Below are 22,658 nucleotides of genomic sequence, written 5' to 3' on the forward strand. Positions count from 1 at the left end.
AGCCTCCCGCCCGGGGAAGGGGGGCCGGGGTGGCCATCGCCGAGTTGCAGGTGTACTCCGTCGAGGAGGCCGACATCACGGGCGGAGTGTGCGTGGTCCGCTGCCTCGGCGGGGTCGCGCGCGCCGGCCAGGTCTACGCCGCAGGGGAACTGCGGCTCGGGCTGCGGCGGATCGAGCGGTACGGGCGCACGGTGGCCTTCTTCGACGCGGGGCACGTGGCCAAGGTCCACCTCACGGGCGCCCTGGTCGCGCTGCTCACCCGGGGGCAGGTGCTGACCGCGGTCCCGCCCGGCGGGCATGCGCTGGAGGACATCGAGGCCTGGCTGGCCACCGACCCGCCGCTGCTGGACGAACCGCATCCGCTGACCCTGCGGACGCTGGCCGTGGGCCGGATGCAGGGGGACTGGCTGCCCGAGGGGACCCGGCTGCGCTGGGGCCGGGTGGCGCTGGCCGCGACCCACCGCAAGGCGGAGTGGGCGGGGTCGCACGAGCTGGACCGCGCGGTCGAGGTGGCCGCCGTACGGGGTTACCTGATCCAGCAGTTCGGGCCCGGCCGCGGCGCCGACCCGGCGGTGCTGTGCCGGGATGCACTGGCCCTGATCGACCTGACCCCGGCGCAGGCGGCCGCGGAGGCCCGCACCTGGCGCGACCTGCCGCGACCGCGCATCCGGCACCTGCGGCGCATCAAGCTCCTGCTGCCCTGGATGGCCCTCGCGCGGCCACACCTCCCGGACGGCGACCCGCTCGCGGAGGCCGTGGACGCCTGGTCGCGGGTCCGCCCGGAGCTGCCCTAGCCGCTCTGGCCGCTCTGGCCGCGTCAGCCGGCCTTGGCGGCGTTGCCGAGCACCTTGGTCGGGGTGATGCGGACGACCACGCGGGAGCTGTCGTCCAGGGACTTCGTGAAGTCCTTGCCGCCCTCGGGGCCCAGGTACTCCTCGGCGATGCGGGCGGCGACCGTGCGGCCGGCGTCCTCGGTGAGGGTGGCCGTGCCGCGGATCTCGACGTAGAGGAAGGGATTGGCGGTGTCGAAGACGGTCAGTCCGACGCGCGCGTCACGGGCGATGTTCCGCTCCTTGCGGCGGCCCTGCTCGGTGGAGACCAGCAGCTCGCCGCCGTCCCGGGTCACCCAGACCACCGAACTCTGCGGGCTGCCGTCGGGGTTCAGGGTGGACAGCACCGCCGGGTGCGGGGAGTCGAGCAGCTTGCGTACCGTGTCGTTCAGCACAATGGTCATGCGGGCGAGGCTAGTTGCCGGTTCCGGCCCCGTCCAAGGATTCACCGGTACTGATCGAAGTCGGCTGTCCGTGCTACTTCCACGGGATGTTGAGCCAGGGGCTGGCCGGCTCGGTGGTCAGCGTCAGATGCGTGGCGAGGGAGCTGTCGTACCACTCGCCGAACTCCTCCTCGTCGAAGTGCAGGCACCGGCCGAGCAGGTATCCGGCGGAGAACTCCGCCCACGAGCGGTACGTCTCGCCGGCCGCCTCACCGGCGCGGAGCACGGCGTGCTCCGCCTCCTCCAGGGTGCCGTAGCGGGTACCGAGGCCCCAGCGGGCCATCTGGGAGGCCCGCCCTTGGTCCCAGCCCTCGACGGAGCGTACGTATCCCTCCTCGGGGAGCAGCCCGTCGGCCCGGAAGCGCTGCTCGTACCGGGCGATGCGGCCGATGAGGCGCTGCACGCCGGCGATCTCGCCCTCGACCTCGGCGGTGGGGCGCGGCTGAGCGACCGTGACCCCGTCGGGGGTGAGCTGCGGCTCGGCGGCCCGCTCGGCGCTGCGCCGCAGGCTCGCCTCGGCGGCGTGCCGCCAGTGCTCGACGTCGACGGGCCCGGCGAAGTCGGAGGCGAGGATCCGGCGGATGCGCAGGACGAACTCCCAGACGGGGCTGACGATCTCGGCGTTCAGCATGCGGTGCAGGACGTCGAGCCAGTCCTCGCGGGTGGTGATGCCCCAGGACTTGCGGAGGCGTTCGCGTTCGCGGGTGTAGCCGCCGCCGTGGTAGGCGAGCGCGTTCCAGAACTCCCCGTTGCTCACGGCGAGATGGGCACCGACGGCCAGTCCCCGGGCCACGGGCCCGTGCAGGGGCCCGCCGGTGTGCAGGGCGTGCACGGAGCCGGGGGCCAGGCCCCAGGTGGTGGCGGCGTCCCAGTGGGCGCGCCAGCGCACGCGGTCGGCGGGGCCGGTGGTGAGGTAGGCCTCGGCGGGGCTGCCGGGGTTCACGGCGAGGTAGGCGGGGTCGCGGTGGTCCCAGGCGTTGGCGAACCAGGCGAGGCTCTGGCGTACGAAGACGGTCTCGGGAGCGGGGACGGGCAGCATCCCGCGGGTGTAGACGGGCAGGCTGTGGCCGACGGGGTGGAAGCGGGCCTGCGTGGGCTCGGCGTCGACCTGGGTGCGGGGCTGGGGGAGGAACAGCTCGGCGCGGGCGAGTACGTCGAGATACCGGCCCCAGTCGCCGGCGTTCTTGGCTTCGTACAGCTCTCTCTCGATGGCGCTCGGCGCGATCCAGGTCCCCATACGGGCACACCCTAACGGGCCGGGGGCGAGCCGGTCCGGCCCGTCCGGCCGACTGCGCCGACCTGCGCGGGGACGGGCGGTGGTGGGCGGGCCACCCTGTGGGGGCGGCGCGGTGGTGGGCGGGCCACCTGTGCCCGGGAAGGCCTGGGGTTTGGTGCGGACGGGGCGGGTGGTCCAGTCCGTCTCCAGTGGGGCTCCACGAGTCTGCGAGCGGCTGCTGCCCTGGCCAAGGGCCTGTGGCGGACTCCGTCAAATGATCAACAGGCCGGCGTGGTCTGCCCGGGGCTGATGGTCTGCCGCGCACGCGGGGCCGAATGTGTGTGACCGGTCCACCTGGTTCTCGCGCCTCCCCCGGCCGCAGGGTTGAGGAGCTGGAGAGAACGCCGGGGGAAGGGATGGATCCATCATGAGCGCACCGAGTCTCGAACGCTTGGAGACCCTCAGCAGCCGGTTCGTACCGGACCTGGTCGTGGACGAGCTCTGTGCCGAGCTGTTCGCCTCGCTGCCGCGCAGTGACCAGCGGCGCAAGGGGGAGGTGTACCTGCGCGGTCTGCTGAAGGCCGAGGGCCGCAAGTCGATACGCAACATCGCGGCGCACGTCGGCGACCGGGCGGCCGAGCAGAGCCTGCACCACTTCGTCGTGTCGTCCACCTGGGACTGGGGTCCGGTACGGGCCGCCCTCGCCCGGTATCTGGAGCGTGCGATGCGCCCCCGCGCCTGGGTCGTACAGCCGGTGGTTATCTCCAAGGCCGGCACCGAGTCCGTCGGGGTGGCCCGCCGCTTCGTGCCCGAGCGCGGCCAGATGGTCAACAGCCAGGTGGCGTTCGGCGTGTGGTCCGTCGGCGAGGAGCAGAGCTGCCCGGTGAACTGGCGGCTCGCGCTCACCCAGAAGTGGCGCGACAGCGTCGGCCCGCTCTCCCCCAACGTCCACGAATCGGAGCTGGCCACCAGCCCCCTCGAATGCGCCGCCGGCGCCGTCGAGGAGCTGCGCGACTGGGTCGGGCAGTCCCGCCGCCCGGTGGTGTTCGACCTGCCGGACGTCGATCCGGCCGCGGTGGCCGGCCGGTTCGGCCCGGCCGGGATGCACTTCGTGGCGTCGGCCCGGGGCTCCATGCGGGTCCGCTGCGTGGACCCGGTCCTGCCGAGCAGCGGCAGCCGGGAACTCGCCGCGCACCAGCTGCTGCTGATGGCCCGCACGCTGCGCCGCCCGGTGACCTGGCTGGACCCGGTGACCCTCCAGCCGCGCACCACGCTGGTGGTCGGCGTACGGGTGGAGCTGCCACAGGCGCCCCGGCCGCTGCTGCTGTTCGGCGAGTGGAGCGATCCGCGCGGCTGGCCCGAGCAGTGCTGGATCAGCAACATGACGCAGGCTCCCCCCGGCGGGCTGCTGCGGCTCGCGAAGCGGGCGCAGAACGTCGAGGCGGACTTCGCGAACATCTCGCAGAAGGTGGGACTCACCGACTTCGGCGGCCGCTCCTTCGGCGGCTGGCACCGGCACACCACGCTGGCCTCCGCCGCGCACGCGGTCCGCATGCTGACCCAGCGCGCCGTCGAGCGCCAGGTGTGATGCGAAGCCCTAGCCGATGGTCTGCCGGGGCTGGCCGCCGCGGGTGCCCTTGTTCAGCGCCTGGCGGGTCCGCTGGAGCTGGAGGGCCAGCTGCACCTGGAGGGCCTGGGTCGGCTTCTGCCAGTCCTCGCCCAGGATCTCGGTGATGCGTTCCAGCCTGCGCGAGACCGTGTTGGGGTGGACGTGCAGGGACTCGGCGGCCCTGGAGGGGCTGTTGGCCGAGGCGAAGTACGCCTCCATGGTGCGGATCAGCTCGGTGTACTGCTGGTCGTCGTAGTCCAGGACGGGACCGATGGTGTCGTTGATGAATCCGGCTATGTTCGGCTTCTCGGAGAGCAGGACGCCGAGGAAGCCCAGTTCCTCGGGGGACGCGGTGCTGCCGGCGCCGGTGAGCGCCGCGACCGCGTCCAGGACCCGGCGGGCCTCCTGGTACATGTGGACGATCCCGGCCGGATCGTCGACGGGCCCGGCGGAGCCCGCCGTGACGGGCTTGCCGAGGACCTCGGAGAGTTCCCTGGACGCCGTACGGGCGATGGCCCCGGCGTCGGTGCCGGGCAGCAGCAGCACCACGACGTCGCCGTCCACGCTCTTGAGGCCGTGGTGGCGGTTGGCGTACGAGGCGGCCCAGGCGACCACGCGGCCCTGGACCCCCCCTTCGGGCCGGGCGATCACGATGACGTGGGGTTCGTCGAGGTTGAGGGCGAGGCGGCGGCTCTGCTCCGCGATCTGCACCGGGGACAGCGACGTGCCCCGCAGCAGGTCGTGGAAGAACTCGTCCCGCATGTGGCCCTCGGCAGCGGCCATGCCCTGCTCCATCAGCAGCACCACGGCGGTGACCTGGGCGGTGAGCGCGAGGAGCTGGACCTGGCGGTCGGTGACGGGTTCGCCGCAGGACAGGATGAGGGTGCCCAGCATCTCGTCGCCCGCGGCGACGGAGGCGACCCACACCCCGTCGCTCGTGCTGCGCGGCTGCCGGTCGGTGTGCGCGTCCAGCAGGACGGTGCGGATCTCCGCCTCGTTCAGCTCGGGGGGCTCGCCGCCGGGGCAGGCGAGGTTCCGGCCGGCCGCGTCCCGTACGAGGAGGGTGCCGTCGAGTCCCTTGACCGCCTCGGCGGCCAGGTTGCCGAGGCCGCCGCCCTGGAGCACCAGGTCGAGCAGGCGGCCGTGCGTCTCGCGGAGCTGGCGGGCGGTGGTGGAAGAGTCCAGGGCGCGGGAGGTGTCCTGTTCCAGTTCCACGACCTCGTACCGGGTCTGCTCCAGCAGCCGGGCCTTTTCGATTGCAACGGTTGCGAGGTCGGCGAGCGAACTCATCAGCGACACTTCGTCCGGGGTGAAGTGCCGGACGTTGCGGTCCGCGACGTACAGCGCTCCGAGGGTGGTGCCGGCGTGCCGCAGCGGGACGGCCATCACGGCGTGCAGGCCCTCGGCCTGCACCACCTCGTCGATGACGGGGCTGTGCTGGAAGGTCTTGTCGTGCATGTAGTCGGCCGACCAGAACGGGGCCGATCCGTCCGCGGCCCGCTTGCCGACGCCCCCGCCGGTCAGCGGGATGGCGAACCCGATGGTGAGCGCGGAGGCGTGGCCGTCGGCCGAACGCACGCGGGAGCACTGCTCGTCCAGGTCGTCGAAGCTCACCCAGGCCATGTCGAGCCCGAGCAGCAGCCGGGCCCGGCGGGTGATCACCTTCAGCAGTTCGTCGAGGTCGTACGGCAGGGTCAGGTCGCGCGCGGTGTCCACGAGGGCGGCGAGCCCCGCCTCGCGCTGCTGGCGGCGCACGAAGAGCGCCCGGATGCCGAGGCTCTGGTCCCGGGCCCTGGTCAGCTGGGCGAGGGCATCCCCTGACAGGCCGGACTCACGTGCTTTTCGGACCACGTCGTCGAAGGCAGCCGCAGGCGCCTCTCTGTTCAGCAGTTCCAGCATTTCGTAAGCGTGGTCAACCACGGCTTCTCCCCCGACCCCCATAAAAGCCGTTCACGTTTGCACCAAACGTGGAGCAAGCATTCCCCCGGCCTGCCTGAAAGTATCTCTTGGGGCAAGAACCGGTCAAGAATCACTTGAGATGTGATCCAGGTCAGCGACGCGGAGGGTGATCGGATCACCACGCTCCAGGAGGGATGCTGTCACCTGACCACCTTCTGGTCGAGGCTCACTCAAGGGCAGGCTGATCACCGAGCGTTCCGGTGCCGACACCACCATCGGCACCACCACAGCCATACGTTTCCTTGGGGGGATTCGCGTGTCTCAGCTGTCTCAGCTGTCCCAGCTCCAGAGTTACGAGCGGTCGCTGCTCCGCAGCCGACTGTCCCTGACCAGGCAGGACCGGCCGCGGGTGTTCACCCTCGGCGACCGCGAGTGGGACCTGTTCGACGAGGTCTTCGCCCCCGTCTACTCCCCGTCCACGGGTGTGGCCCTAGAACTGCTCGGCCTCAACCACCGCGCGCCGGGACCCCGTTCGGGTTCGTTCCTGGAGATCGGGTGCGGCACCGGCGTGATAGCCGTGACGGCCGCCCTGGCCGGGTACGACCGGGTCGTGGCCGCCGACATCAGCCCCTCCGCCGTGGAGAACGCCTCCGTCAACGCGGAGCGGCACGGGGTGTCGGACCGCCTCCAGGCCCTGCACAGCGACCTGTTCTCCGGACTGCGCGAGGACGAGCGGTTCGACGTGGTCTTCTGGAGCTCCAACTACGTGATGGGGCCCGAGAGCTACGAGTACAAGTCGGTGCACGAGCGGGCGTACGTGGACACCGGCTACCAGGCGCACCGCCGGTACCTGGAGCAGGCCGTGCACTGGACCGCCCCGGGCGGCCGGGTGCTCCTCCACTTCAGCGACCGCGGAGACCTGGCGGCGCTGCACGAGCTGGCGGACGCCGGGGGGCGCGAGCTGTCGACGGTGGCGAGCTGCCGGGTGCGCGAGGGGGAGTACGGAGAGGACATGGTCGAGCACATGCTGCTCGAAATCAAGCCAATCCCGGCTTGATTCGGACCGGGGGGATATTTCAGCGTGCGTACGCTTCTTGTAGACAATTACGACTCGTTTACCTATAACCTCTTCCACTATCTGGCCGAGGTCAATGGCCGGGAGCCGGAAGTCGTTCAAAATGACGACCCAAACTGGAAGATCGCACAACTCGGCGCGTTCGACAACGTCGTGGTCTCACCGGGTCCCGGCACCCCGGGCCGGGCGTCCGACTTCGGCATCTGTGCCGAGATCGTCGGGCACGCGCAGCTGCCGCTGCTGGGGATCTGCCTCGGCCACCAGGGGATCGGGCACGTGCACGGCGCCACGGTCGACCGCGCGCCGGAGCCCCGGCACGGCCGCACCTCGCCCGTCCTGCACGACGGCACCGGCCTGTTCGCCGGGCTGCCCTCCCCGATGGAGGTGGTCCGGTACCACTCCCTCGCCGTGACGGACCTGCCGGACGAGCTCGAAGCCACCGCATGGACGCCGGACGGCATCCTGATGGGGCTGCGCCACCGGTCGCGGCCGATGTGGGGGGTGCAGTTCCACCCCGAGTCGATTTGCAGTCAGTACGGGATGGAGCTGCTTGCAAACTTCGCCGCGCTGACGCGTGAGCACCAGGCGGAGCAGGCGAAGCGGACGCCCCGGCGCGCCGCCGCGCCGGCACCCGCGCCCGCCGCGTCCGCGCCCGCCGCGTCCGCGCCCGCCGCGTCCGCGCCCGCCGCGTCCGCGCCCGCCGCGTCCGCGCCGACGCCGGCTGTATCCGCCGTGCCCGCCGACGGGGCCCCGGCCCGCCGGCTGCGGCTCGTCGCGAGCAAGCTGCCCACCCGCTGGTGCCCCGAGACCGTCTACGACCAGCTCTTCCGCGGAAACGATCACGCCTACTGGCTGGACAGCAGCCTGCCCGGCGGCGACCGCGGCCGGTTCTCGGTCATGGGGGACGCCACCGGGCCGCTCGCCCGGGTCGCCACGGCCGACGTGTGGAGCGGATGCGTCACCGTCGAGTCGGCGGGCGGCGGGAGCGAGCTGGTCGCCGCTCCCTTCCTGGAGTGGATCGACCGCGACCTGCGCTCCCTGCACACCGAACTCCCCGAGCTGCCCTTCGGCTTCACCCTCGGCTGGGTGGGCTACCTCGGCTACGAGCTGAAGGCCGAATGCGGCGGCGATCTCGTGCACCGCTCCCCGGTGGCCGACGCCGCCATGGTGTTCGCCGACCGCGCCCTGGTCTTCGACCACGTCGAGCAGACCACCCACCTCCTGGCCCTGGCGGAGGGGACCGCAGAGGAGTCCGCCGCCGCGGCCGACGCCTGGCTGATCGGCACGGCGGAGCGGCTCGCGCCGCTCGCGGGCCTGAGCCTGCCGGCCCCCCGCCCGACCGCCCCGAGCGGCGAGATCCGGCTGCGCCACGACCGCGGCGCCTACCTGGACCTCATCGACACCTGCCTGGAGGAGATAGCCGCCGGCGAGACGTACGAGGTCTGCCTCACCAACATGGCTGAGGCCGAAGTCCGCCTCGACCCCTGGGCCGCGTACCGCACCCTGCGCCGCACCAGCCCGGCGCCGTTCGCCGCGCTGCTCCAGTTCGGCGAGCTGTCCGTGCTCAGCACCTCGCCCGAGCGGTTCCTGCAGGTCTCGCGCGACGGGTTCGTCGAGTCCTCGCCCATCAAGGGCACCCGGCCGCGCGGCGCCACCCCGCAGGAGGAGGCGGCGCTGATCGCGGACCTCCTGACCGACGAGAAGGACCGCTCCGAGAACCTCATGATCGTCGACCTGGTGCGCAACGACCTCGGCCGGTGCGCGGTCCCGGGCTCGGTGGAGGCCGAGGAGCTGTTCCGGGTCGAGACGTACGCCACCGTCCACCAGCTGGTGAGCACCGTACGGGCGCGCCTGCGGCCGGAGTCGTCGGCCGTGGACTGCGTACGGGCCGCCTTCCCGGGCGGCTCCATGACCGGTGCCCCCAAGCTCCGCACGATGCAGATCATCGACCGGCTGGAGGCGGGGCCGCGCGGGGTGTACTCGGGTGCCATCGGCTACTTCTCGCTGTCCGGTGCCGCGGACCTGAGCATCGTGATCCGTACGGCCACGGTCACGGCCGACCGCGTCCGGTACGGGGTGGGCGGTGCCGTGGTGGCCCTGTCCGACCCGGCCGCCGAGTACGAGGAGACCGCCGTCAAGGCAGCTCCGCTGCTGGCCCTGACGCACACCCGGTTCCCGGAGCGGCAGCCGGCACGGATCCCGTCCTGACGCCCCAGCTGTGCTGGAGGCGGGCGAGTTCCGTCGTCTCCAGCACGGCCGCGACCTGACGGGCGGGGACGCCGAGCCGTTCCAGGGCCCGGAGGGCGCAGGCCGCCTCCCCGTCGGCGTTGAGGAGGGTGTCGCCGGTCAGCTCCGGCTTCTGCGCGGCGGCCTCCAGGGTGTCCACGGACAGGGCGAGCGCGGTGTTCCAGCCCACCAGGGCGCCGACGCCGCCGTCCGCGCCGGTGCCCCACAGCAGCCGCGGCTGCGGTGCGCCGTTGGCCCGCAGCACCCGCCACCAGTCCCCGGACAGCCGTTCCTCGCGCAGCCGGTACATGCGGCGGGCCACGGCCAGTCCGGCGGCGCCGCGCACCTCGTGGCGGGGGCCGACGCCCAGCTCGTCCAGCCGGGCGTCGACCGCCGCGTCGAACAGGCCCACCGGGAACGAGGCCACCATCGGGGCGTCGCCCAGGGGCCGGCCGCAGGAGAGGGACCGCTCCAGCCCGTCGACGTAGGCGTCTAGCACCTCGGCGTACCGCTCGTCGGAGAAGACCATCGCGGCGTGCACCCCGATCCCGTCGGCGAGGCAGTCGGACAGCGCCTCCAGGCCCGCCGGGGTCATGGGGATGCGCACGAGCGCGTTGGAGCGGGCCACCGTGCGGTGCAGTGCGCGGGCCGCCGTGATCAGGGCCTTCGCGTCATGGGCCCAGCGCGGGGACACGGGCACGGAGACCTGGCCCACCGTGCCCCTGCTGGCCTCGTACACGGGCAGCAGCAGGTCGCAGGCCCGCCGGAGCTGGGCCAGGCTGCTGCCCGCGGGCGCGAGGGCGTTGTGGAAGTGGGCGCCCAGGGTCGGATACCGGACTCCGGCGTCGAACTCCCCTGGATCCTGCGCGCTCAGCCACGGCGAGACCCCCTCGGACACCAGTTGCTTCAGCAGTGCTCCCGCTCCTTGACTCACCACGACCCCGACCTTAGAACGTCATGACATCTGCCCGAAATGAATCCGGTGATGGTGTGTCAAGTGCGGGGCCGCCGGCGGTCCCGTGCCCCATCACGTGTGCGGACCTTAAAGGGTTCACCGGCCGCCCGGCCCTGCCGTCCGGGGCAGTGCGTCAGGTTTATTTCGCAATCCTGCTTTCGACCTGACCGAATGCGCCCCCACCTGACGGAGTGGCGAATCTCTGGTGGTTCCCTCGAATGGCTCTTTCACAGACTTCTGGCTGCATCTGATGTCACGGCAGGTTCAGCACTGGGAGGTGCCACATGTACGGTGTTGCACGCTGGAAATCATTGCCCGCGGGCCAGCAGCCCGTTTGGCCGGATGAAGACGCCCTGGAGAATGCCAGGGCCGAACTCGCGGACTCGCCCGCACTCGTCCGCCGGGAGGACGTCGAAGCCCTTCGCGCCCTGCTCGCCGCGGCCGCACGGGGCGAGGTGCAGGTCGTCCAGGGCGGGGACTGCGCAGAGGACCCCGCGGAGTGCACTCCCGGCTATGTGGCGCGCAAGGCGGCGCTCCTCGATGTGCTGGCCGGTGTCATGAAGACGCGTTCGCTCAAGCCCGTCATACGGGTGGGCCGGCTGGCCGGCCAGTTCGGCAAGCCCCGCTCCAACCCGACCGAGACGGTGGGCGGGGTCGAGCTGCCCGTCTACCGCGGGCACATGGTCAACAGCCCGGAGCCGGACCCCGAGCTGCGCCGCCCCGACCCGAAGCGCCTGGTCGCGGGCTATCAGGCGGCCTCGGGGGCCATGGCCTTCCTCGGCTGGCACGGCGAGGGGCGCCCCTCCTCCGCCGAGGCTCCGGTGTGGACCAGCCACGAGGCGCTGCTCCTCGACTACGAGGGCCCGATGCTGCGCACCCAGCCGGACGGCTCGGTGCTGCTGGCCTCGACGCACTGGCCGTGGATCGGGGAGCGCACCCGCGAGCCGGACGGCGCCCACGTCGAGCTCTTCGCGTCGATCGCCAACCCGATCGCCACCAAGGTCGGGCCGAAGATGACCCCGGCCGAGCTGGTGGATCTGTGCGGCCGGCTCGACCCGCGGCGCGAGCCGGGGCGGCTCACGCTGATCTCCCGGATGGGCCAGGGAACGGCAGCCGAGAAGCTGCCGGAGCTGGTCCGCGCGGTCAAGGAGGCCGGGCACCCGGTGCTGTGGATGTGCGACCCGATGCACGGGAATACCGTCAGCGCGCCCGGTGGCATCAAGACCCGTTACGTCGAAACGGTCGTGCGCGAGGTCGAGGAATTCCAGAAGGCCGTTGTCGACAACGGCGGAGTGGCGGCCGGCCTCCACCTGGAAACGACCCCGGAGCAGGTCCACGAATGCGTTTCCGACGAATACCACATCGACGAGCTGGGTGAGAAGTACACCTCGTTCTGCGACCCGCGCCTCAATTCCGACCAGGCCATCGAAGTCGCCTCCGCCTGGCGCGGCTGAGGCTGAAGAAAAAAGGGGGTTACTCCATCATGGAAGGAAAGATCGCTCTGGTCACCGGAGCGGCCGGCGGCATCGGGGAAGCCATCGTGCGCGCCCTGGCCGCCCGGGGCGTCAGGGTGGCCGCGGTCGACCGGGACGCCGACCGCCTGCGCGACGTGGCCAAGTCCGTCGGCGAGGAGGGCGGCCGGGTCGACCCGTTCCCGGCCGACGTCACCTCCAGCGCCGACGTCGAATCGCTGGTCGACGACGTCGAGGCGCTCGTCGGGCCGCTCGACTTCCTCGTCAACGCCGCCGGCGTGCTGCGGCTCGCCGAGGCGCGCACGCTGACCGACCAGGAGTGGAGCACGACGTTCGCGGTCAACACCACGGGGGTCTTCTTCGTCTCCCGGGCCGTCGTCAACCGCATGGTGCCGCGCCGCCGGGGCGCGATCGTCACGATCGCCTCCAACGCCGCGGGCACCGCCCGTACCGAGATGTCCGCGTACGCCGCCTCCAAGGCCGCCGCGACGATGTTCACCAAGTGCCTGGGGCTGGAGGTCGCCAAGTTCGGCATCCGCGCGAACCTCGTGGCGCCGGGCTCCACGGACACTCCGATGCTCAACTCCATGTGGCAGGACGAGAGCAGCGCGCGCGCCTCCATCGACGGGGTCCCGGACGCGTACCGCGTCGGCATCCCGCTGGGCAAGCTCGCGCGTCCCGAGGACGTCGCCGAGGCAGTGGTCTTCCTGCTCTCCGACAAGGCCGCCCACATCACCATGCACGACCTCACCGTGGACGGCGGGGCGGCGCTCGGTGCCTGAGACCGGTGCAACCAGTCAGCGAACCGTGAACGAGAGCGTGAACGAGAGGGAGAAACGCATGGCAGGCATACCTGCGATCAGCCCCTACCCGATGCCGTCGGCGGCCGACCTGCCCGCCTCCGCCGTCGACTGGGAGGTCGATCCGGACCGCGCCGTCCTGCTGGTGCACGACCTGCAGAAGTACTTCCTGGCCGCGTTCCCGGCGGGTGAGCAGCCCGTCGTGGACCTGGCCCGCAACGCCGGCGAGCTGCGGGTTCGCGCAGCCGAGCTCGGCATCCCGGTCGCGTACACGGCGCAGCCGGGCGGTATGACCCCCGAGGAGCGCGGACTGCTCAAGGACTTCTGGGGTCCGGGCATGCAGCCCAGCCCGGAGCACCGCCAGGTCGTGGACCCGGTGGCGCCCGCCGTCGGCGACTGGATGCTCACCAAGTGGCGCTACAGCGCCTTCTTCAAGACCGACCTGCTGGAGCGCATGCGCGCCCAGGGCCGCGACCAGTTGATCATTTGCGGCGTGTACGCGCACGTGGGTGTCCTGATGACCGCGGTCGACGCGTTCACCAACGACATCCAGCCCTTCCTGGTCGCCGACGCCATCGCCGACTTCAGCTGGGAGGAGCACCGGATGTCCCTCGAATACGCGGCCGGCCGCTGTGCCCGGCTGACCACCACCAAGGAGCTCCTCACGGCCCTCCCGGACCGGGTGGCCGCGTACGCGGGAGCGGGAGGGGAATCCGCATGACCGTGGACCTGCTGGGCCGGATCCTGACCGGCCGGCCGCCGGCCTTCGCACTGATCCACCGCCCGGAGACCACCGTCACCCGGCAACTCGACCTCTTCCTCGGCGAGTTCGCCGAGGCGGCCACACTCGCGGACATCCCGCTGCGGGACGTCGAGGCGGGCGCAGGCGCCCGCCAGGACGTGCTCACCCTGGTCCCGTACCGGCAGCTCGCCGAGCGCGGCTTCGAGGCGCCCGACGACGGCACCCCACTGCTCGCCATGGTGATCGAGGAGCAGGCGCAGGTGCCGCTCGACACCGTCCTGGCCCGGATCCCCGACGCCCCCGTCCACCTCGCGGCGGGCGGCGACTTCGACATCGACGACGACGCGTACGCGGAGACGGTCCGCCGTGTCATCGCGGACGAGATCGGCACCGGCGCGGGCGCCAACTTCGTGATGAAGCGGTCCTTCGTGGCCGACATCAGCGAGTACTCCGTCGCCGCGGCGCTGCGCTTCTTCCGCCGGCTGCTGGAGCGGGAGACCGGCGCGTACTGGACGTTCATCGTGCACACGGGCGAGCGCACCCTCATCGGCGCCTCGCCCGAGCGCCATGTGAGCCTCTCCGGCGGCCGGGCCGTGATGAACCCCATCAGCGGCACCTACCGGTTCCCCGCCTCGGGGCCCGAACTGCCGGGCGTCATGGACTTCCTCGCCGACCGCAAGGAGGCCGACGAGCTGTACATGGTCGTCGACGAGGAACTGAAGATGATGGCCCGGATCTGCGAATCCGGCGGCCGGGTCGTCGGGCCGTACCTCAAGGAGATGGCCCGCCTCGCCCACACCGAGTACTTCATCGAGGGCCGCACCTCCCGCGACCCCCGGGAGATCCTGCACGAGACCCTGTTCGCACCGACGGTCACCGGGTCCCCGCTGGAGAGCGCGGGCCGGGTCATCAAGAAGTACGAGCCCCAGGGCCGCGGCTACTACAGCGGTGTGCTGGCCCTGATGGGCCAGGACGAGAACAGCGAGCGGACGCTGGACTCGGCGATCCTGATCCGCACCGCCGACATCGACGGCGGCGGCCGGATGCGCATCGGCGTCGGCGCCACCCTCGTGCGCCACTCGGACCCGCTGTCCGAGGTCGCCGAGACCCGGGCGAAGGCGGCCGGCCTGCTGGCGATGTTCGAGAAGTCGGGGCCGCGCCGCTTCGGCGACCACCCGGACGTACGGGAGGCCCTGAGCCGGCGCAATGCCACGATCGCCGGGTTCTGGCTGGACGACGACGCCTCCCGGGCCCGGCCGGTACCGCTGCTGGTGGGCCGCAAGGTGCTGGTGGTCGACGCGGAGGACACCTTCACCGCGATGATCGAGCACCAGCTGCGGGCCATGGAGGCCGACGTCACCGTCTGCCGGTTCGACGAGCCGTACAGCTTCGCCCCGTACGACCTGGTCGTGATGGGGCCGGGGCCGGGCGACCCGCGGGACGTGGACCACCCGAAGATCGCGCACCTGCGGTCAGCGGTGGACACCCTCCTGGCGGAGGGGCGGCCGTTCCTCGCGGTCTGCCTCAGCCACCAGGTGCTCAGCACGAAGCTGGGCTTCGCGCTCAAGCGCCGGGAGCAGCCCAACCAGGGCGTGCAGCGGGAGATCGAGCTGTTCGGGCGGCGCGAGCGCGTCGGCTTCTACAACACCTTCGCCGCGCAGAGCGCCTCGGACTCCGTCGAGGTGCCCGGGATCGGCACGGTCGAGGTGTGCCGGGAGCCGGGGACCCGGGAGGTGCACGCCCTGCGCGGGCCGGGCTTCCGCTCGATGCAGTTCCACGCCGAGTCGGTGCTCACCGAGGACGGCATCCGCATCGTCGCCGAGGCCCTGTCCGGGCTGCTCAGGGAGCAGGCCGTATGAAGGCGACGGTGGCCTGGTGGGACCTGAAGGGCTCGGGGCACAGCATCGCCTCGCTGCGGGCGTACCTGCGCGATGAGGCGGTCGACCGGTTCGCCTCGGTCGAGGGGCTGCGGCTGAAGTTCTGGATCGCGGACCCGGAGACGGAGCGCTGGGGCGCGGTGCTGCTGTGGGAGTCCGCGGAGGCGGCGGCGCGGCCGCTGGCCCCGCGGGCGGCCGAGCTGATCGGTCGGGCGCCGGTGCAGTACACGGTGTTCGACGTGGAGGCGACGGTCGAGGGCGTCCACACGCTGCCCGGGCTGCCCGCGCCCGGCCTGATCGGCGAGGAGCCGGCCGGGCGGGTGTGAACACGAGAACGCCTGCGGCCCCTCACGTCCCCTCGGGGGCGCGGGGGCCGTGGGCGTGCCGTCATGCCGCCTCTGCGGCCGTGCCCCTCGTGCTCCTCCCGCCTCTCATGTCCCTGTGGTCATCACCCGGTGCAGGACCTCCGTCATGGCGTCCAGCGTGCCGTGGAAATCGCTGTCCAGGTCCCGCAGATAGGTGTTCTGCGCCAGGATCGCGGCCGCCGGCCGGTCGGTCAGGGTGATGCTCAGGGTGAGCGTGAGACGGCCGTCCGCGTCCTCGCCGATCTCATTGCGTATCTCCGCGATGTCGGTGTCGTCCAGATGCCGGTAGGTAATGCGCCCGGCACTCTCCTGCGGGGTGACGCGTTGCAGGAACGTCAGCTCGCCGCGCCGGATTTCTCGTAGAAATCCATCCGCGTACCGTTCTTCGATCCGGCATTTCGTAATGGCCGGAACATATCCCGTGGGGAACTCCGCCTTGTGTAGCAGAGCCTGCCACAGACTCGCCCGTGTGGGAGCCGGACAACCCTCCTGAGCTGCGCCGACGACCAGCCGGGTCCACGAAAGCGTCAGCATTGATCTCCCTTTTCCGCCGCTGGGCCGGCGTGCAGCATCGGCCGGGAGAACGGCGGTGTCAAAGCCGGACGGGGCATTACGTCAGATGCCCCCAGGACCTGACGAAGTGACCGAAGTCCACTGCCTCACCGGCCCTTGTCTCTTGCAGGGTGACGGTTGGTTGGCGGCGTTCCACAGAGCGCCTTCCCGTTAAATCCGACGCGGAGAATCAGGAGAACGCTGATGTCTGAACGGTTCGACGGCCAGGTCGTCCTCGTCACCGGAGGAGGCGAAGGCATCGGCCGGGCAGCGGCGGTTGCCTTCGCCCGGCTCGGCGCACTGGTGGTGGTCGCGGGCCGCCACCCGGAGACGCTCGAAGGAACGGTCAAACTGATCCACGACGAGGGCGGACGGGCCGACAGCGTCGTCGCCGACGTGTCGGACACGACGGCCGGCCCCGGCACGGGCGCCGCCCACGTCGTCGCCGAGACCGTGCGCCGGCACGGCGCCCTGAACGTGGCCTTCAACAACACCACGGAACTGGGCCCCCACCAGTCCGTCGCGGACATCGACGAGACGGTCTGGGCCCACACCCTGACCGCCAACCTCACCGGCGTCTGGCTGTCCATGAAGCACGAGATCGCCCACATGGGGACGGCCGGCGGCGGCGTCATCGTCAACACGGCCAGCAACATCGGCTCCCAGGGCATGCTCCCCGGCCTCGGCGCCTACGCCGCCTCCACGGCCGCCGTCAGCGCCCTGACCCGGACCGCGGCCCGCGAGTACGTCGCCCAGTCCATCCGCATCAACGCCATCAGCCCCTGCCCCCTCGGCCGGGGAGCCAGCGTCGAGGAGATCGCGGACACCGTGGTCTGGCTCTGCTCCGACGCGGCCGCGTACATCGTCGGGCACGACCTCGTGCTCGACCGCAAGACCAGCGAGTAGAGCGGTGACCAGTCCCATGCAGAGAACCTCCCGTCCCTTCGGGCGCGCCCTCGCCACGGGTGAGGCCGGTGCCGCCAGTGCCGTCCGTGCCGTCGGCGATCCGGGCGAGCCCGGCTGGTCCAACCGGGACAGCGTGGCGGCCGACGCCGAGTGCGCCGTCCCCGACGTGGTGCTGCTCGCCACCGGCAGCGAGGTGCGCGTCGCCCTCGACGCCCGCGCCATCCTGGGCCGCGAGGGCATCGCCGCCCGGGTGGTGCCGGTGCCCGGCCCCGAGGGGCCGAGCGGCGTCCGCACCCGGGTGTCCGTGGAGGCCGGCTCCGCCCTCGGCTGGTACGAGCTGCTCGGCGACGCCGGGATCCCGGTCGGGCTCGACCAGTTCCGCGCGAGCGGCCCGTACACCGCGCTCTACGAGCAGCACGGCTTCTGCGCCGAGCGGGTCGCCGCCTCCGCCCGGGCCGGCCTGGCCCGCGCCGGACACCGGGAGATCGCGTGAACAGCGCCGTACTGACCGCCCGGATCCCGGGCTCCAAGAGCATCACCAACCGGGCGCTGCTGCTGGCCGCCGCGGCCGACGGGGTCTCGCTGCTGCGGGCCCCCCTGCTCAGCGAGGACACGGCGGCCTTCCGGGAGGCCCTGGCCGGCCTCGGCGCCCCCGTCGAGGCGGGCGACGACGGCTGGAAGGTCACCGGTATCGGGCGGGCCCCGGCCGCCGGCGCCGCCGTGTGGTGCGAGGACGCGGGCACTGCCGCCCGGTTCCTGCCGCCGTTCGCGGCGGCCGGCGCGGGCGCGTTCACCTTCGACGGCACCGGCCAGCTGCGCGCCCGGCCGCTGCGCCCCCTCGCCGAGGCGCTGGGCCGGCTCGGCGCGGACACCCGGGTCACCGAGCCCGTCGGCGGACTGCCGATGACGGTGGCCGCCCGGGGCCTGGCCGGCGGCGAGCTGACCGTGGACGCCTCGCTCAGCAGCCAGTACCTCACCGGGCTGCTGATGGCGGGACCGCTGATGAAGCAGCCGCTGACCGTACGGGGCGCGGGGCTGGTCAGCCGCCCGTACATCACCATGACCCAGGCGCTCATGCGCCACTTCGGGGCGTACGTCGACGAGTTCGAGGGCGGCGCCATCCAGGTGCTGCCCGGCGGCTACCGGGCCGCCGAGCTCGACGTCGAACCCGACGCCTCCACCGCCTCGTACTTCTTCGCGGCGGCCGCGGTCACCGGGACGAGCGTCACCGTGCCCGGGCTCGGCCGCGGCAGCGTCCAGGGCGACCTCGGCTTCGTGGAGGTGCTGCGCCGGGCGGGCGCCCGGGTGGAGATCGCCGACGGGGCGACCACCGTCACCGGCACCGGCCCGCTGCGCGGCGGCTTCACCGTCGACATGGGCGACATCTCCGACACCTTCATGACGCTCGCCGCGGTGGCCCCGCTCGCCGATGCGCCGATCACCGTGCACGGCATCGGCCACGCACGGCTGAAGGAGTCCGACCGGATCGCCGCGGTCGAGGAGAACCTGCGGGCCCTCGGGATCCGCACCGAGTCCGGACCGGACCGGCTCACCGTTCACCCGGGCCGCCCCACGGCGGCCCGGATCGCCTGCCGCCGGGACCACCGGATCGCCATGGCGTTCTCGGTACTGGGCCTGCGCGTCCCCGGCATCACGCTCGACGACCCGTCCTGTGTCGGCAAGACCTTCCCCGGCTTCCACGCCGAACTGGAACGGCTTTTCCCGGCCCACCACTTGAGCACCAACAGTCACTGACAACGAATAGGGATGTGAGACACCCATGGCCGACATACTCATCGCCGGCGGTGGCATCGGCGGCCTCGCCGCGGCGATCGGGCTCGCGAAGCGTGGACACCGGGTCACCGTCCTGGAGCGCAGGGACGTCTTCACGGAGGTCGGCGCCGGCATCCAGCTCGGTCCGAACGCCTTCCACGCGCTCGACCTGCTGGGCGTGGGCCAGGCGGTCCGCGACCGCGCCGTCTTCATCGACGAGCTGCGCTTCATGGACGGCACGACCGGCGAGAAGGTCGCCGCGATGCCGGTGAAGGAGAAGTACCGGGGCCGGTTCGGCAACCCGTACGCCGTCGTCCACCGCGTGGACGCCTACCTGCCGCTCCTCGAAGCCGCCCGCCGCCACCCCGGCGTCGAGCTGCTGGGCCGCCACCACGTGGTCGCGTACGAGCAGAAGGCGGGCGAGGTCAGCGCCGTCCTCGCCGACGGGCGGCGCATCACCGGTGACGCCCTCATCGGCGCGGACGGCCTGCACTCCGCGATCCGCGGGCAGATGGTCGGCGACGGGGCCCCGCGGGTCTCCGGCCACACCATCTACCGGTCGGTGATCCCGATGGAGGAGGTGCCCGAGGAGCTGCGGTGGAACACCGTCACCCTGTGGGCCGGACCGAAGTGGCACTTCGTCCACTACCCGATCGCGGGCGGCGAGCACTTCAACCTGGCCGCGACCCGTGACGACGGCGCGACGGAGGCCGTGGCGGGCGTGCCCGCCGAGCACGACCACGTGGTGAACTCCTTCCCCGAACTGTCCGGCGCGGCGCGGCGGCTGCTGGAGCTCGGCCGGGACTGGAAGTCCTGGGTGCTGTGCGACCGCGACCCGATCGACCGCTGGACCGAGGGCCGGGTGGCCCTGCTGGGCGACGCCGCGCACCCGATGCTCCAGTACGCCGCCCAGGGCGCCTGCCAGGCCATCGAGGACGCGGTGCTGCTGAGCGGGCTGCTGGACGGCTGCCCGGCGGACTTCGAGCAGCGGCTGGAGAAGTACAACGCGGCGCGGCGCGAGCGGACCGGTCAGGTGCAGCTGGTGGCGCGGGAGATGGGCCGTCAGCTGTACCACGCGGCGGGCGACGCGCGGGTCGAGCGCAACGCGATGCTGGCGTCGCTGTCGGACGACGACATGTACGACAAGGTGGCCTGGCTGCACGGCGCGTACGACTTCGGCTCCCCGTCCGCCCCCTGACCGCCGCCACCCCACCCCGACCCGCTCACGGGAGGGGGGCACGGCCCCTCCGTGCCCCCACCGTGCGGCGGGCCCTAGGGGAGGCTCTTGACATAGGCCTCGATGGCCGCGACCACGCGATCCCGGTCGGCGGCGGAGATGTCCTTGCCGGCCGTCAGCTGGAGGAAGAAGTAGGTGAGCGAGGCCGTGCAGACGTCGCGCTGTTCCACGTGGAGCAGGCAGACGAGGTCGCTCGTGACGGGGCGCTCGCCGAGGAAGCTCAGAACGTAGAGGATGCCTTTGACGTCGGTCGACCGGTCTTCGTGGACGGTTCCGAGGTAGAGACCGGGGACGCCGGTCGGAATGTTCACGGTGCCACCCGTGTCGGCCTCCTTGCAGGCGCTTCCCGAGACGTCCGCCGGCAGTTGTTTCAGCAGTTCGGGCGCCGTCCTGCCGAATTGTTTGCAGTCCGAGACGGCGCCGCTGAGTCCCCATTCCGTCAGGCCCACCCCGAACCCCTCAGCGATGGTGGGGTCGTCGCTCACGAGGACCTGCCGCCCGTTCGTCGGGTCGTACTGGGAGACGGCACATTTCCGGCCCGCTTCCGAGATCAGGTACGTCCCGGGGGCCGCCCGGTAGACCTCTGCCCCGGCCGGCAGCCGGACCTGGCGCGGCAGGCGCACCGAGGACGGTGGCGGCGATGCCGGCGAAGGCGGTACGGCGCTCGTGTCGCCCCAGGTGCACGCCGTGACCGGGGCTTCCTGGAGGGGGAGTTCGACGGGCTTGGCCTCGGGGAGGGTGGGAATCACCACCTTTTCCAGGACCGCGTTGAGTTCGGCGGCGTCCGCGGGGAACTGCGGTGCGGCGCTCCCGGTCGCCGAGGCCAGCCGGGTGAGTACCTCCTGCTCCGCCACCGGCACGCGGTAGCCGACGAAGCGGAACTCCAGTTGCAGGCCCAGGCGGTCCATCCGTTCGCGGACTTGTGCGTTCATCGCGGCCGGGTCGCCGCCGCAGCCGTCGGTGCCCCGGGTGGTCACCACGACGATGCGGTTGCGCTTGCTGCCGCGGAACGGATAGCGCCCGGCGAAGTCGTCGATCGCGGCCAGGAGTCCGCTGTTCAGGGTCGCCTTTCCGCCGGGGGTCAGGGCGTGTGCCGCGGCGCTGATCCGTTCGGCGTTCCCGGTTCCGCTTGCGACCAGCTCCTCGGTGTTGCCCCGGTCGCCGCAGCCGCCGCCGAAACGGCGCAGGGACAGCGCGTCGCGGTCCCCGGCGTTGCGGACCGCGGCGCCCAACGAGTCGGCGAGGGCGCCGAAGTCCCGTTGCGCACCGGACGGTCCGGGGTCGGAGGTGTCGACGAGGAACGCGGTGCGGTACTGCGGAGTGGACCGGACGACGTAGACGACGGTCGCCCCGATCGCGACCACGACCACCGCGAGAACCGCCAGGGTGATGCGCAGCCGGCGGCTGCGCGGCCGGACCGCCGGGGTCGTCATCGGGCCGCCGGGGCCTTGGCGCGCAGTGCGGCGAGTGCTTTGTTCATCGCGTCCACCTGGGTGTTGTAGTCGGTGGCGGCCTTCTCGAAGGCCTCGTGCCGGGCCCCCAGCGATGCCTTGGAGCGCGCGGCCTCCAGCAGGCGGTCGGCGGCGTCCAGCACGGTCCTCTGCTGCTCCCGCAGGCGCGACGCCCGGTCGCCGATGTCACGCGCCTCAGGGGTCTTCGTCCGTCCCCCGAGATCTTCGAACTCGGTTCCCACGTGCGGTTCCCTGGCCCGGTCGAGGTTCTGCCCGGCCTCCTTGAGCCGGCCTTCGCCGATCTCCTGTACGGCGGTGTTGATGCGGGTCACGGCCGGATTGAGGACGTCCACGATCTTCGTGGCGTTGCGCAGGACGGGTTCGGTGTTGGTCGACCATTCGAGGGCCGCGTCGAGGTCCGACGGGGTGTCGGCGAAGACCGGCTCGGCGGGGTTGGAGCCGGCGGTGGCGATCGACTTCAGCGTCTCGTTCTGGTCGTCGGGCACCTGGTAGCCGATCAGCCGGAACTCGATCGCCAGCCCGGCCGCGCGGATCCGGTCCGCGATCTCGCGCCGGACGAACCCGGTGTCGTCGTCGCACGCGTCCTTGCCGTGCCGGGTGACGACGACGATGCGGTTCACCTGCTTGGCGCGCTGGCCGGCGCCGAACGCGAGCCGGCCGGAGAAGTCGTCCACGGCCTGGACGATGCCCCGCAGCAGGGTGGCCTTGCCGCCCACCGGGGCCTGCCGTGCGGCGCGGACGATGTCCTGCCTGTTGTCGGTGCCGAAGTCCACCAGCTGAGCGGTGTTGCCGTCCGTGCCGCACTCACCGCCGAACCGGCGCAGGGCCAGGGCGTCGGCGTCGCCCGCGTTGCCCACCACGGTCCCGAGAGAGGCGGCGACGGCGGCCGCGTCCGCGGAGTCGGTGACGGCGGCCGCGTCCATGAGGAACTGCGTCTTGTACGTCGGCGCGTAGGACGGCAGCACCCAGTGCACCACCGCCCAGGTCCCGCCGCCGAGGACCGCCAGGACCACGAGGGCGATGAACGTGTTCCGGAGGGCGCGCGGGATGCGGATGCTGAGGACGCGCAGGTCGCGGCCGGCCTGGTAGACGCGGGCCGTTCCGGACGCGGTGGCGTTCTGCTGCACTCCGGGGTTCTCTGACGTGCCGGCCGAGTCCTTTTCGGGAGATCGCGTCATGCCGACATCGTCGGTCACAACACGTGATCAC

General features: G+C 72.1%; 21 protein-coding genes. 13 read left to right on the forward strand and 8 right to left on the reverse strand.

The window, feature by feature from the left end; genetic code table 11:
• Window positions 1-29 precede the first annotated feature (29 nt).
• Window positions 30-794, forward strand: a complete 765-nt coding sequence (locus tag ABTY04_RS03145) for a hypothetical protein (RefSeq protein WP_352211547.1) — start codon at window positions 30-32, stop codon at window positions 792-794.
• Window positions 795-817: 23 nt separating this feature from the next.
• Here the strand turns inward: ABTY04_RS03145 and ABTY04_RS03150 are convergent, their stop codons facing one another.
• Both ABTY04_RS03150 and ABTY04_RS03155 read right to left on the reverse strand, forming a co-directional pair.
• Window positions 818-1,234 carry a PPOX class F420-dependent oxidoreductase gene (locus ABTY04_RS03150; protein WP_352211548.1) on the reverse strand — a complete coding sequence of 139 codons (417 nt, stop codon included), beginning with the start codon at window positions 1,232-1,234 and terminating at the stop codon, window positions 818-820.
• 73 nt (window positions 1,235-1,307) lie between these two features.
• Complete coding sequence (locus ABTY04_RS03155) at window positions 1,308-2,510, reverse strand: DUF1266 domain-containing protein (RefSeq protein WP_352211549.1); 1,203 nt, start codon at window positions 2,508-2,510, stop codon at window positions 1,308-1,310.
• 406 nt (window positions 2,511-2,916) lie between these two features.
• Between ABTY04_RS03155 and ABTY04_RS03160 the strand changes: the two genes are divergently transcribed.
• The gene (locus ABTY04_RS03160; protein WP_352211550.1) at window positions 2,917-4,077 is read left to right on the forward strand and encodes an IS701 family transposase; all 1,161 of its coding nucleotides are present in this window, start codon (window positions 2,917-2,919) and stop codon (window positions 4,075-4,077) included.
• A gap of 9 nt (window positions 4,078-4,086) precedes the next feature.
• On the opposite strand, the gene ABTY04_RS03165 is transcribed toward ABTY04_RS03160, so the two are convergent.
• On the reverse strand, window positions 4,087-6,018 hold the full coding sequence (locus ABTY04_RS03165; RefSeq protein WP_352211551.1) for a helix-turn-helix domain-containing protein: 1,932 nt from the start codon (window positions 6,016-6,018) through the stop codon (window positions 4,087-4,089).
• 102 nt (window positions 6,019-6,120) lie between these two features.
• Entirely contained in the window at window positions 6,121-6,291 is a 171-nt protein-coding gene (locus ABTY04_RS03170) for a hypothetical protein (protein ID WP_352211552.1), read from the reverse strand.
• Window positions 6,292-6,313: 22 nt separating this feature from the next.
• Between ABTY04_RS03170 and ABTY04_RS03175 the strand changes: the two genes are divergently transcribed.
• Both ABTY04_RS03175 and pabB read left to right on the forward strand, forming a co-directional pair.
• The gene (locus ABTY04_RS03175) at window positions 6,314-7,054 is read left to right on the forward strand and encodes a methyltransferase domain-containing protein (RefSeq protein ID WP_352211553.1); all 741 of its coding nucleotides are present in this window, start codon (window positions 6,314-6,316) and stop codon (window positions 7,052-7,054) included.
• 24 nt (window positions 7,055-7,078) lie between these two features.
• On the forward strand, window positions 7,079-9,280 hold the full coding sequence (gene pabB / locus ABTY04_RS03180; protein WP_352211554.1) for an aminodeoxychorismate synthase component I: 2,202 nt from the start codon (window positions 7,079-7,081) through the stop codon (window positions 9,278-9,280).
• Here the strand turns inward: pabB and ABTY04_RS03185 are convergent.
• Complete coding sequence (locus ABTY04_RS03185; RefSeq protein WP_352211555.1) at window positions 9,207-10,235, reverse strand: transaldolase family protein; 1,029 nt, start codon at window positions 10,233-10,235, stop codon at window positions 9,207-9,209. The genes pabB and ABTY04_RS03185 overlap by 74 nt on opposite strands.
• Before the next feature lie 302 nt (window positions 10,236-10,537).
• On the opposite strand from ABTY04_RS03185, the gene ABTY04_RS03190 reads away from it, so the two are divergent.
• The 5 genes from ABTY04_RS03190 to ABTY04_RS03210 are packed head-to-tail and all read left to right on the forward strand — an operon-like array spanning window position 10,538 to window position 15,470.
• On the forward strand, window positions 10,538-11,707 hold the full coding sequence (locus tag ABTY04_RS03190; protein WP_352211556.1) for a 3-deoxy-7-phosphoheptulonate synthase: 1,170 nt from the start codon (window positions 10,538-10,540) through the stop codon (window positions 11,705-11,707).
• Window positions 11,708-11,736: 29 nt separating this feature from the next.
• Complete coding sequence (locus tag ABTY04_RS03195) at window positions 11,737-12,507, forward strand: 2,3-dihydro-2,3-dihydroxybenzoate dehydrogenase (RefSeq protein WP_352211557.1); 771 nt, start codon at window positions 11,737-11,739, stop codon at window positions 12,505-12,507.
• 58 nt (window positions 12,508-12,565) lie between these two features.
• Complete coding sequence (locus ABTY04_RS03200) at window positions 12,566-13,246, forward strand: isochorismatase family protein (RefSeq protein ID WP_352211558.1); 681 nt, start codon at window positions 12,566-12,568, stop codon at window positions 13,244-13,246.
• Window positions 13,243-15,126 carry an anthranilate synthase family protein gene (locus tag ABTY04_RS03205; protein ID WP_352211559.1) on the forward strand — a complete coding sequence of 628 codons (1,884 nt, stop codon included), beginning with the start codon at window positions 13,243-13,245 and terminating at the stop codon, window positions 15,124-15,126. Before ABTY04_RS03200 ends, ABTY04_RS03205 begins: the two co-directional genes overlap by 4 nt.
• On the forward strand, window positions 15,123-15,470 hold the full coding sequence (locus ABTY04_RS03210; protein WP_352211560.1) for a hypothetical protein: 348 nt from the start codon (window positions 15,123-15,125) through the stop codon (window positions 15,468-15,470). Before ABTY04_RS03205 ends, ABTY04_RS03210 begins: the two co-directional genes overlap by 4 nt.
• A gap of 105 nt (window positions 15,471-15,575) precedes the next feature.
• Here the strand turns inward: ABTY04_RS03210 and ABTY04_RS03215 are convergent, their stop codons facing one another.
• Window positions 15,576-16,043 carry an AtaL-like protein gene (locus tag ABTY04_RS03215; RefSeq protein ID WP_352211561.1) on the reverse strand — a complete coding sequence of 156 codons (468 nt, stop codon included), beginning with the start codon at window positions 16,041-16,043 and terminating at the stop codon, window positions 15,576-15,578.
• A 222-nt stretch (window positions 16,044-16,265) separates the two neighbouring features.
• Here ABTY04_RS03215 and ABTY04_RS03220 point away from each other — a divergent pair, with 222 nt between their 5' ends.
• The 4 genes from ABTY04_RS03220 to ABTY04_RS03235 are packed head-to-tail and all read left to right on the forward strand — an operon-like array spanning window position 16,266 to window position 19,938.
• Window positions 16,266-16,967: an SDR family oxidoreductase gene (locus ABTY04_RS03220; protein WP_352211562.1), complete on the forward strand. Its 702-nt coding sequence runs from the start codon at window positions 16,266-16,268 to the stop codon at window positions 16,965-16,967.
• Window positions 16,968-16,983: 16 nt separating this feature from the next.
• A complete protein-coding gene (locus ABTY04_RS03225) occupies window positions 16,984-17,460 on the forward strand; it encodes a transketolase-like TK C-terminal-containing protein (RefSeq protein ID WP_352211563.1) in 477 nt (158 codons plus the stop codon).
• A complete protein-coding gene (gene aroA / locus ABTY04_RS03230) occupies window positions 17,457-18,722 on the forward strand; it encodes a 3-phosphoshikimate 1-carboxyvinyltransferase (protein ID WP_352211564.1) in 1,266 nt (421 codons plus the stop codon). The genes ABTY04_RS03225 and aroA overlap by 4 nt, the downstream gene beginning before the upstream one ends.
• Window positions 18,723-18,747: 25 nt before the next feature.
• The gene (locus ABTY04_RS03235; protein ID WP_352211565.1) at window positions 18,748-19,938 is read left to right on the forward strand and encodes a 3-hydroxybenzoate 6-monooxygenase; all 1,191 of its coding nucleotides are present in this window, start codon (window positions 18,748-18,750) and stop codon (window positions 19,936-19,938) included.
• A 74-nt stretch (window positions 19,939-20,012) separates the two neighbouring features.
• Here ABTY04_RS03235 and ABTY04_RS03240 read toward each other — a convergent pair whose 3' ends face one another.
• Together ABTY04_RS03240 and ABTY04_RS03245 are read right to left on the reverse strand one after the other, a co-directional pair.
• Window positions 20,013-21,410, reverse strand: coding sequence for a vWA domain-containing protein (locus tag ABTY04_RS03240; RefSeq protein WP_352211566.1), 1,398 nt, complete (start codon window positions 21,408-21,410; stop codon window positions 20,013-20,015).
• Window positions 21,407-22,627, reverse strand: a complete 1,221-nt coding sequence (locus ABTY04_RS03245; RefSeq protein WP_352211567.1) for a hypothetical protein — start codon at window positions 22,625-22,627, stop codon at window positions 21,407-21,409. The genes ABTY04_RS03240 and ABTY04_RS03245 overlap by 4 nt, the downstream gene beginning before the upstream one ends.
• Window positions 22,628-22,658 lie beyond the last annotated feature (31 nt).

Source organism: Streptomyces sp. NPDC097981 (genome assembly GCF_040302565.1).
GTDB lineage: Bacteria > Actinomycetota > Actinomycetes > Streptomycetales > Streptomycetaceae > Streptomyces.

What these genes read in the sequence shown, in the direction of transcription:
- ABTY04_RS03235 (WP_352211565.1), top strand. Translation starts at nt 18,748, where the DNA reads ATGGCCGACATACTCATCGCCGGCGGTGGCATCGGCGGCCTCGCCGCG.
- ABTY04_RS03205 (WP_352211559.1), top strand. Translation starts at nt 13,243, where the DNA reads ATGACCGTGGACCTGCTGGGCCGGATCCTGACCGGCCGGCCGCCGGCC.
- ABTY04_RS03220 (WP_352211562.1), top strand. Translation starts at nt 16,266, where the DNA reads ATGTCTGAACGGTTCGACGGCCAGGTCGTCCTCGTCACCGGAGGAGGC.
- ABTY04_RS03215 (WP_352211561.1), bottom strand. Translation starts at nt 16,043, where the DNA reads ATGCTGACGCTTTCGTGGACCCGGCTGGTCGTCGGCGCAGCTCAGGAG.
- ABTY04_RS03160 (WP_352211550.1), top strand. Translation starts at nt 2,917, where the DNA reads ATGAGCGCACCGAGTCTCGAACGCTTGGAGACCCTCAGCAGCCGGTTC.
- ABTY04_RS03190 (WP_352211556.1), top strand. Translation starts at nt 10,538, where the DNA reads ATGTACGGTGTTGCACGCTGGAAATCATTGCCCGCGGGCCAGCAGCCC.
- ABTY04_RS03155 (WP_352211549.1), bottom strand. Translation starts at nt 2,510, where the DNA reads ATGGGGACCTGGATCGCGCCGAGCGCCATCGAGAGAGAGCTGTACGAA.
- ABTY04_RS03210 (WP_352211560.1), top strand. Translation starts at nt 15,123, where the DNA reads ATGAAGGCGACGGTGGCCTGGTGGGACCTGAAGGGCTCGGGGCACAGC.
- ABTY04_RS03170 (WP_352211552.1), bottom strand. Translation starts at nt 6,291, where the DNA reads ATGGCTGTGGTGGTGCCGATGGTGGTGTCGGCACCGGAACGCTCGGTG.
- ABTY04_RS03200 (WP_352211558.1), top strand. Translation starts at nt 12,566, where the DNA reads ATGGCAGGCATACCTGCGATCAGCCCCTACCCGATGCCGTCGGCGGCC.
- ABTY04_RS03150 (WP_352211548.1), bottom strand. Translation starts at nt 1,234, where the DNA reads ATGACCATTGTGCTGAACGACACGGTACGCAAGCTGCTCGACTCCCCG.
- ABTY04_RS03240 (WP_352211566.1), bottom strand. Translation starts at nt 21,410, where the DNA reads ATGACGACCCCGGCGGTCCGGCCGCGCAGCCGCCGGCTGCGCATCACC.
- ABTY04_RS03245 (WP_352211567.1), bottom strand. Translation starts at nt 22,627, where the DNA reads ATGACGCGATCTCCCGAAAAGGACTCGGCCGGCACGTCAGAGAACCCC.
- ABTY04_RS03195 (WP_352211557.1), top strand. Translation starts at nt 11,737, where the DNA reads ATGGAAGGAAAGATCGCTCTGGTCACCGGAGCGGCCGGCGGCATCGGG.
- ABTY04_RS03225 (WP_352211563.1), top strand. Translation starts at nt 16,984, where the DNA reads ATGCAGAGAACCTCCCGTCCCTTCGGGCGCGCCCTCGCCACGGGTGAG.